Raw genomic sequence first — 8,481 nt, forward strand, 5'->3', positions numbered from 1 at the left:
AGCCACTTTCGCAACCTTCAACGTTGCGAAAGTGGCTTTCGCAACCCTGGCCCTCCGCCGCGAGTCGTCCGTGCACCCGTTCAGGCCATCAGCGGCAGTTTCCCGACCAGTTTGTCGATCCGGTTGCGCGGGCCGACGATGCCGATCGCGCAGAAGTCCATCTCCTCGGTCGGAATCTCCTTCATCGTCGCGAGGAAATCGGCGTAGACCCGGATCTGCTGGGCGACGGCGGGCATGTCGGCGACGTGACAGCCCGGCGACGCCGCGGCCTTGGCCCGGATGGCCCGGAGTTGCCCGGCGTCGGCCGCCAGCACCGAGCAGCCGGTCCACGGCAGGCCCGAATAGTGCTCGCCGTTCGCGTCGACCGCTTCGTCCCCCAGGAGCCCGGTGACCGCCTGAGCGGTGGCGACGGCGGTGCAGACCGCCGCGTTGACCGCGCGGCCGGGCGGCAGTTCGCTGTTGACCACGATCACCCACTTCAACCGGGCCGACCGCGTGGACGCGGTGAAGTCGATCTCCTCGGGGGCGAATCCGATCGCCGTACCGTGCTCGGACATTCAGCTGATCTCCTGTTCACTTCAACGGATGAACAAGGCCAAGCTAAGAGGACATACGAGTACAGTCCACCGTGTTCGTACTTAATACGGCAGGAGGGCCGAGATGGCGCGACTCGACGAACTTGATAAGGCGATCCTGGCGCAATTGCAGTCGGACGCACGGAAGACCAACCGCGAAGTGGCCGCCGCGGTGGGCGTTTCACCGACCACCGCGCTGGACCGCACCCGCGGGCTGCGGGAACGCGGCGTGATCCGCGGCGCGCTGCTGGACGTGGATTTGCCGTCGATCGGCCGCGGGGTGCAGGCGCTCATCGCGGTACGCGTGCGCCCGCCATCGCGGCGCAACATCGAAGGCTTCCGGAACTGGGTCAACGCGCTGCCCGATCTCGTCGGGCTCTACGTGACCACCGGGACCGAGGACTTCATCCTGCATGTGGCGGTCCCCGACAACGACGCCCTCTACGCCTTCGTGATCGACAAGCTGACCGAACGCCCCGAAGTGGCCGACGTGCGCACCTCGATGGTCTTCGAGCACAGCAGGCGCACCAAGATCACGCCGGTGGACCGCTAAAGCTCTCGGATGACACGGGCCGGGTTGCCCGCCGCGAACACCTTCGACGGCAGGTCACGAGTGACGACACTGCCCGCGCCCACCACCACGTCGTCGCCGATGGTGACCCCGGCGCACACGATGACGCCACCGCCGAACCAGGCGTTGTCCCCGATGGTGATCGGCGCGGCCGACTCCCAGCGCTGCCGCCGCAGTTCGTGGTCCTCCATCGGATGCAGGGCGGTCAGCAGCTGACAGCGCGGGCCGATCGAGCAGTCCGAGCCGATCCTGATCGGCGCGCAGTCGAGCAGGATGGCGTCGTAGTTGAGGAAGCTGTTGGCGCCGATCTCGATCAGATAGCCGTAGTCGCATTGGAACCGCGGCATGATCCAGGAGCCCTCGCCGAGCTTTCCCAGCAGTTCGCGCAGAATCGCGTCCCGCTCGCCGGTCTCCTCGGCGCCCGTGCCGTTGAAGCGGTCGACGAGTGCCTGCGCGCGCCTGCGGTCCGCGACCAGTTCGGGGTCGTTGTCCCGGTACAGCTCGCCGCGCAGCATGCGGTCCTTGTGCTCACCCATGCCGCCAACCTACCGAAAAGCGTCCTGCCGGCGAGCGTTCCCAGTGGAAGCCGCCGGCAGGACGAGGTGAATGCTTGCGGAGCGTTCTTCAGTTGTGTCGATCGGTTTCCAGGTAGGGCCGGCCCGGCGGATGGGTGAGGTGTAGGGGGGACCCGCCGGGCCGGGGTATCTTCCTTTCTCTTCGCAGTTTCCTGCTTCCGCTTCAGGGCGTCATTCGCGGCACTGACGGCCTTCGTTGACGCAATCGACGAGGCGGTCCATGATCCGGTCGGACATCACGTTCGCGAAATCGTCGTGGTCGGAGAAGGGGTTGTGATCCTCCTCGGGGAAAGAGTCCACTTTGTACTGTCCGGCGACCTGGATCCGCCTCGGGATCTCGTAGGTCAGCGAGATGGTGAGCTCCGGGACGGCGGTCAGGCCGTTCGCGCATTCGCCGTTCTCGTCGGGATACTTGATGTGGTCCCGGTGGTTTTCGCTGTCGATGTTGTCGCCGTCGAGGCAGCTCGGGAAGGTGTGCACCCGCTTGACGTCGCTGCCCTCGGGGCAGATCGGGTACTGCTTGATGAGCCGGTTTTCGAAGCCGGTGCAGGTCCAGCTCTCGCGCGCGTTGGCAGGACCGTTCGTGGAGACCTTCGCGTCACCGTAAAGGATCCGGAGGAATTTCGGCATCTCCTTCACCTTCTCCCTGGCGTTGCCCTTGAAGGTGATGTCGACGACCGCGGGGCGCTGGATCTCCCCGTCGTTGCCGGCGAGTTCGTTGTCCGCGTTCGGTTCGTCCAGCTGAGCCTCCTCCTGCTGGTTCTGCCGGTTCCGGTCACCCTGCCGCCGCTCTTCGGCTTCCTCCGTGGTGTCGATCCGCACCACCGGCCAGAAATACGTCGACTCGTCGCCGTTGCGACAGGTGGTGCCGGCGCCCAGCAGGCTGTCGTTGTCCGAATCCGCGTTCGTGGAAAGGTTTCCGACGTAATCGTGCAGATGCTGGGCGCCGTTGCGGACACCCGGCTGCGCGATGAAGTTGTCGGGATTGAAATGCCCGTTCTCGTTCCGGCCGCAGTCGACGGTGAACGAGCCGGTGGAGGCGTTCCGGCCCGGCTCCGGTTTGTCGACGTTCGGCCGGACCTGGGTGATGTCCACGAACTGCGACCTGTCCACCTCGTCCGCGGCGGCGCGTTCGGGGTCGCCGGTCGTGGTGGACACCACCAGACCACCGACCGCGATCGACAAGCCCAGCAACGCGGTCGCGATCTTGGTCCTGCGGGCGATCCGATGGCGCCCTTGATTTCGTGCCATTAGCTGCTCACCTCATTCTTTTCCGGGCACGCCGATCACTCGCGCCCGGGCATGAGCCACGCATTTGTCGAATACGCCGATTACCGCATTCGTGGCGAACCCTTCTGTTCGCCCGCCGATTCAGATCCGGCTACTGGGGAATACGGGCCCAGCCGAAGACCGGTTCAAAACGCGATCCGGCCGTTATCTTTCCGTTATAAGACTACCGGCGCACGATGGCCAGTACGGCGCCGTCCCGCTTGTGGACTTCGAAGCGTTCGATGTCGGCTTTCCGCAACGCCGTCGAACCGGTGATGACGAGCGGAGCCGGGGAACCGGGCACGCCGTATCCCTTGGCGGGCACGCTCCAGTTGTTGACGACGTAGGCCTCTCCGCCGTGAGAGTAGGCGAAAAGCTGGCAGGTCATCGGGCCGACGAGGCCGCGCAGCTCGAGTTCGACAGCGCTGCCCCACTCCTTCTCCTGCACCGTGACCTCGGCGGCGACCGCGTTGCCCGCCTCGGACCAGCCGAACGGGGCGGCGCCGCCGTCCGGGCCCGTCTCGCGTTCCCGCGACGACGACGGAGGCGGCACCACCGAGGTGACAACGGTGGGCGCGGCTTGCGTTATGACCGGCTCACGGTCGGTGAGCGAAAGGACGGTGAGCGGTCCGCCGACGACGAGCACGAGCACGGCGGCGGCCGTCGCGAGCCGGATGACCTTGCGGCGACGGCCCGCCTTGGCCGCGTCCGCGAGCAGCATCCGCAGCACCCGCGGGCCAGGGCCCTTGACGGGCGGATCCGGCCAGCTCTTCTTGACCATGTCGAGAATATCGGGCAGGTGGTACATCTCCACCAGCTCGACCTGACACTCGGGACACTCCAGAAGATGCGCTTCGAACCTGGCGTGGTCCTCCTCGCCGAGGACGCCGAGGACGTAGGCGGCGATGTCCGTGTGGACGGCTCCGGGCACCTCGCTCACCCCCGCTCCTGCAGCGCCCTGCGCAACGCGCGCACAGCGTGGTGGATCCGCGATTTCACCGTACCCGGCGGGACCCCGAGCGTCGCCGCGACCTCGTTCACGGTGCGGTCACGGAGATAGGTCTGCTGAACGGCCTCGCGTTGTTCCGGGGAAAGATTGCGCAGGGCCTCGTAAACGATCATGGCCGCGAGCGTCTTCTCCGATTCGTCCGGCACTCCGATCGAATCCGACTCCAGTTCCTCCACCTCTTGAGGGCGGGCGCTCCGGCTCCGCCAGCCGTCGATGACGATGCGCCTGGCCACGGTGAACAGCCAGGCGCGCAGCATTTCCGGCTGCCGGTCGAGTTTGCCGGCGTTGCGCCACGCCTTGATGAGCGTCTCCTGGACCACGTCCTCGGCCCACTGGCGATCGTGGCCGGTCAGCTTCAGCACGAACGCCATCAGGCTGGATCCGAACTCCTGGTACAACGCCCTGATGAGGTCGTCATGCCCGTTCGACGCGGGTTCATGATCGACGATTGGCTGCAGTATCCGAGAGTGGCGTCCCACGCGGCACATCTTTGTGGGCCAGGGGGCGATAAGTCCAGCACGAAAGTTTTTTGAACCGTTTCCCGCTCGTGACCGTATCCACTACCGAAGACCCCGACCCGGCGCTGTCCCCCGCACCACCGAATCCACTGTGGATCATGACTGTCCACAGTGGAATTGAACCTGCCTGCACACCATCTCCCCGCGGTGATGGCGTTCTCCTCTGCCCCGACAGGAGGATTTCCGTGAACCCCGTGTCACGCTCGGTCATACCTCTGACGCTCACCTTGGCCGCGGTCGCGCTGACCGCGGCCTGTACCACCGGTACCGCGGGACCGAACGGCTCTCCGGGCGCGGCTCCGGCCGCCGGAGCGGCGCAGATCCCCGGGATGCCCGACCCCGCGGCCGAGCCCGTTCCCGGTGTCACGGCGGCGATCCTGTTCGACCTCGGGCCGATCGTCACCGACACCAACGGTTTCACCCTTTACCGCTACGACAAGGACGCGGTGAATCCGCCCAAGTCGAATTGCACCGAAACCTGTTCCCGGACCTGGATTCCCGCCAAGGCCGGCGGCGACCTCGTGGTCACCGGGCTCGATCGTGCCCTGGTCGGCAGCGTGACCAGGGACGACGGCACCGAGCAGGTCACACTCGCCGGCTGGCCGCTCTACCGCAACGCCGCCGACGCGATGCCCGGCAACACCGGCGGGCAGGGCGTCGACGACGCGTGGTTCCCCGCCAAGCCGGACGGCACGAAAGTGCTGCTCACCGCAGACACCTGGCAGGCCGATGACCTCGGCATCTGACCTCCCCAGACCTGTCCGCCCGCTGCTCGTCCTGCTGATCGCGGCCGTGGTGAGCGTGTTCGGCCCGGTCGGCGACGCGCACGCACAGGAACTCTCCGCGGCGGACAAGAACCTGATCGTCAACGTCAAACTGGCCGGGTTGTGGGAAATGCCCGCCGGGATGTGGGCGCAGGAACGCGGGAAGAGCAAGCGGACCCGCGAAGTCGGCCGGACGTTGATGATCGACCACGGCAGGCTCGACACCGCGACACACGCCATCGCCGACCGGTTCGGCATCGCCCTGCCGTCCGAACCCTCGGATCAGCAGTCCGCGTGGCTCGGCGAGATGAAGGCCGCCCGCGACGACAGCGAGTTCGACCGCGTCTTCGCCAACCGGCTCCGGTACGCGCACGGGATCCTGTTCCCCGTCATCGCGCAGGTCAGGGCCGGTACCCGCAACGACGTCGTCCGCGATTACGCCACCACGGCCAACCAGGCGGTGCTGCGGCATATGACCCTGCTGGAGAGCACCGGCGTCGTCGACCAGTCGCTGATGCCGGAAGCCCCGGTGCCGCAGTCGAATTCGGCCAACGCCGCGATGGACGTCGGCTTCGGCGACCTCGCGCTCGGCCTGCTGCTCGCGGTGGTGCTCGGCGGCGGACTGTTCTTCGCCGTCCGGACCCTGCGCGCCAAGAACACCCGGACCCGCAACCGCGCGGCCGCCGCCGAACCGGATCCGGTTCCCAGCGCCCCAGGAGAGATCGATGTATGACCAGTGGTCCGAGGTGGTGATCGTGCTGACCCAGAAATCGGACACCGACCCCGGCATCAAGGGCATGGCGCAGACCTCCGCCCGGATCTCGTACGGCTTCATGTGCCTCACCCTGTGCTGGGGCGTGCTCACCGCGACCGGCTGGATCAAGTCGCTGACCGGGCGGAAGGCCCTGCGCAACTCGCATATGGTGCTCGGCATCCTGACGCTGTCGTTCGGCGTCGTACACGCGATGTCGTTCCTGTTCCTGCCCGACGGTTTCACCCTGGCGCAGGTCACGATCCCGCTCCTGCCGGGCACCCTGGCGCGGCACGAACTCGGCGTCATCGGGCTCGAAGTCATGCTCGCCGTCGCGCTGACCGGCGGGATCAGCCGCTTCAGTTCCTATCGGCGCTTTCTGTGGATCCACCGGCTCGCCTATCCGGCGGTCGCGATCACCGCGCTGCACGCGTTCTTCGGCGCCATGGCCAACGGGCATCTCGGCCTGCTGTGGTTCGGCGGGATCACGCTGCTGGTCCCCGCGGTGCTGCTGACCGCGCTGCGGTTCACGCCGACGCGGTACCTGGAACGGCTGGGCCTGGTCGAAGAACTGGTCTGACGACTTGGAGAACGAACAATGATCTTCGGAAGCATCCGGCGCGGCACCCGCGTCAGCGTCGACAACGAGCGGTGCGAGATCTTCGGCTTCTGCGAGATGGAGGCGCCGTCCACGTTCAGGATCGGGCCGGACGGCAAGCTCCGCATCCGCCGGATGGTCGACCGGGACGGGCTGGACCAGGCCATCTCCGCCGCCCGGCTCTGCCCGAAACAAGCCATCAGAGTCAAGGGAGAAGGGGCGTACGACGATGAGTGACGGAGATCGGATCCTCATCGTCGGCGCGGGCGTCGCCGGCCTCCGCTCGGCGGAACGGTTGCGGGAACTCGGTTTCGACGGCGAGATCGTGCTGGTCGGCGACGAGCCGCGAAAGCCGTACCACCGGCCGATGGTGTCGAAGGAACTCATCACCGGCGGGGTGAAACCGGTGGCCGCGAGCTTGGAGCCGTACGTCGACCTGGACGTCCACTGGCGGCTCGGCACCCGCGCGACCTGGCTGGACAGCAAGGAGCGCACCGTCCACCTGCCGGGTGGCGAATCCCTTTGGTACGACGGGCTGATCATCGCGACCGGCGTCTACCCCCGCCATCTCCCCGGCTCGCCGCGCCACGACCCCAGGGTCCGGGTGCTGCGCACCGTGGAGGACTCGCTGGCCGTCCGGCGGGCCTTGGGGAACAGCAACAAGTCCGTCGTGGTGATCGGCAGCGGCCTGATCGGGAACGAGTTCGCCGCGTCGATGCGGTACATGGGCCGGGACGTCACCCTCATCGGTCACGCGAAGGCGCCTTTGCACCGCTTCGGGGAGCGGATCGCGTCGGCGCTCACCAAGGAACACCAGCACCATCGCGCGAAGCTGGCGATGAACACCGAGGTGCGGAACTGGATCAGCACCAAGGAGACGGTGGGGCTGCACCTGACCAACAACCAGTTCCTGGTGGCCAGCTGCGTGGTCCTCTCGATCGGCAGCGTGCCGGCCGTGGACTGGCTGCGCGGCTCGGAGCTGGCCATCGACGACGGCGTGCTGTGCGAATCGACCCTCTTCGCCGTCGGGGCGGAGGACGTCGTGGTCGCCGGCGACGTCGCGAAATGGCCGAACCTGCGGATCGACGAGACCCCGCGCCGGGTCGAGCACTGGATGAACGGCGTCGAATCCGGGCGCGCGGCGGCGGAAAGCCTGATGCTGGGGAGGGGCAACGCACGGCCGTACACGCCGCTCCCCCGCGCATGGTCGTCCCTGTACGACGCGCGCTTGCAGACCGTGGGGATGCCGTCGCTGGGCAAGGACACGATCGAACTCTCCGACGGGGTCACCGGTTTCGTCCGCGACGGCAGGCTGATCGGCGCGGCGGGCTGGGACCGGCCGAAGGCGATGATCCACTGGACCGCCGAACTCGACCGGCGGCTGCCGGTGCCCGAACCGGTGTTCCCCGCGCCTGCCGCCCCTTCGTTGGCGGCGACGCCGATCGGGGAGGACATCCTGGCGCCGTTCGAGCGGGACTTTCTGTCCGAGACCCCGACGGAGGCCGTTCCCGCTCCGGAAAGGATGCCCTGGGCTCGCGTTCCCGCCGGGTGACCCGGGAGCGCGAACGGACCGGGGCCGCGCGCGGCGGCCGCGGTCCCCTCAGGTGGCGGTGGGTCGCCGGGCCTCCGCACCCACCGCCACCCCTGGGGACGCCGGGAGGTACCGGGCCCGACGGTGATTCGGGCTCCGCCGGGTACCGCCCTCCTGGCTCCCCGCTTCCGGTCGGGGGCCGACCACGACCTGGACAACAGGAAAGGCCCCCCACAAAAAGGGGAAGAACCCAATGCCCCCTCCCCCGGGGGCTGGCCCCCCCGCGGCCTGCAACCCACAGCCCGAACCGGTGGCTATAG

General features: G+C 67.6%; 11 protein-coding genes. 6 read left to right on the forward strand and 5 right to left on the reverse strand.

Features of this window, described 5'->3' with window-relative positions:
• Positions 1-80 precede the first annotated feature (80 nt).
• On the reverse strand, positions 81-557 hold the full coding sequence (locus ACFVM3_RS41160; protein ID WP_378445245.1) for a DUF2000 domain-containing protein: 477 nt from the start codon (positions 555-557) through the stop codon (positions 81-83).
• Between the two features lie 103 nt (positions 558-660).
• Between ACFVM3_RS41160 and ACFVM3_RS41165 the strand changes: the two genes are divergently transcribed.
• Positions 661-1,128, forward strand: a complete 468-nt coding sequence (locus tag ACFVM3_RS41165) for an Lrp/AsnC family transcriptional regulator (protein ID WP_378445247.1) — start codon at positions 661-663, stop codon at positions 1,126-1,128.
• On the opposite strand, the gene ACFVM3_RS41170 is transcribed toward ACFVM3_RS41165, so the two are convergent.
• From ACFVM3_RS41170 to ACFVM3_RS41185, 4 genes are all read right to left on the reverse strand, one after another.
• Complete coding sequence (locus ACFVM3_RS41170; protein ID WP_378445249.1) at positions 1,125-1,682, reverse strand: sugar O-acetyltransferase; 558 nt, start codon at positions 1,680-1,682, stop codon at positions 1,125-1,127. The two genes, ACFVM3_RS41165 and ACFVM3_RS41170, sit on opposite strands and share 4 nt — an antisense overlap.
• A gap of 210 nt (positions 1,683-1,892) precedes the next feature.
• Positions 1,893-2,972: a DUF1996 domain-containing protein gene (locus tag ACFVM3_RS41175; protein WP_378445251.1), complete on the reverse strand. Its 1,080-nt coding sequence runs from the start codon at positions 2,970-2,972 to the stop codon at positions 1,893-1,895.
• A gap of 202 nt (positions 2,973-3,174) precedes the next feature.
• Positions 3,175-3,930, reverse strand: coding sequence for an anti-sigma factor family protein (locus tag ACFVM3_RS41180; protein WP_378445253.1), 756 nt, complete (start codon positions 3,928-3,930; stop codon positions 3,175-3,177).
• Positions 3,927-4,478, reverse strand: coding sequence for a sigma-70 family RNA polymerase sigma factor (locus tag ACFVM3_RS41185; protein WP_034317190.1), 552 nt, complete (start codon positions 4,476-4,478; stop codon positions 3,927-3,929). The genes ACFVM3_RS41180 and ACFVM3_RS41185 overlap by 4 nt, the downstream gene beginning before the upstream one ends.
• Positions 4,479-4,702: 224 nt before the next feature.
• Here ACFVM3_RS41185 and ACFVM3_RS41190 point away from each other — a divergent pair, with 224 nt between their 5' ends.
• From ACFVM3_RS41190 to ACFVM3_RS41210, 5 genes are read left to right on the forward strand one after another with little or no spacing between them, the layout of a single operon-like run.
• Positions 4,703-5,263 (forward strand): hypothetical protein, encoded by a 561-nt coding sequence (locus ACFVM3_RS41190; protein WP_378445255.1) that lies wholly within the window; start codon positions 4,703-4,705, stop codon positions 5,261-5,263.
• Positions 5,247-6,014, forward strand: coding sequence for a DUF4142 domain-containing protein (locus tag ACFVM3_RS41195; protein WP_378445256.1), 768 nt, complete (start codon positions 5,247-5,249; stop codon positions 6,012-6,014). The genes ACFVM3_RS41190 and ACFVM3_RS41195 overlap by 17 nt, the downstream gene beginning before the upstream one ends.
• Entirely contained in the window at positions 6,007-6,612 is a 606-nt protein-coding gene (locus ACFVM3_RS41200) for a ferric reductase-like transmembrane domain-containing protein (RefSeq protein WP_378445258.1), read from the forward strand. Before ACFVM3_RS41195 ends, ACFVM3_RS41200 begins: the two co-directional genes overlap by 8 nt.
• A gap of 18 nt (positions 6,613-6,630) precedes the next feature.
• The gene (locus ACFVM3_RS41205; protein ID WP_378445260.1) at positions 6,631-6,867 is read left to right on the forward strand and encodes a ferredoxin; all 237 of its coding nucleotides are present in this window, start codon (positions 6,631-6,633) and stop codon (positions 6,865-6,867) included.
• Entirely contained in the window at positions 6,860-8,182 is a 1,323-nt protein-coding gene (locus tag ACFVM3_RS41210) for an NAD(P)/FAD-dependent oxidoreductase (protein ID WP_378445262.1), read from the forward strand. Before ACFVM3_RS41205 ends, ACFVM3_RS41210 begins: the two co-directional genes overlap by 8 nt.
• The last annotated feature ends 299 nt before the right edge of the window (positions 8,183-8,481 follow it).

Origin of the sequence: Amycolatopsis sp. NPDC057786 (assembly GCF_042797905.1) — a bacterium.
Lineage (GTDB): Bacteria > Actinomycetota > Actinomycetes > Mycobacteriales > Pseudonocardiaceae > Amycolatopsis.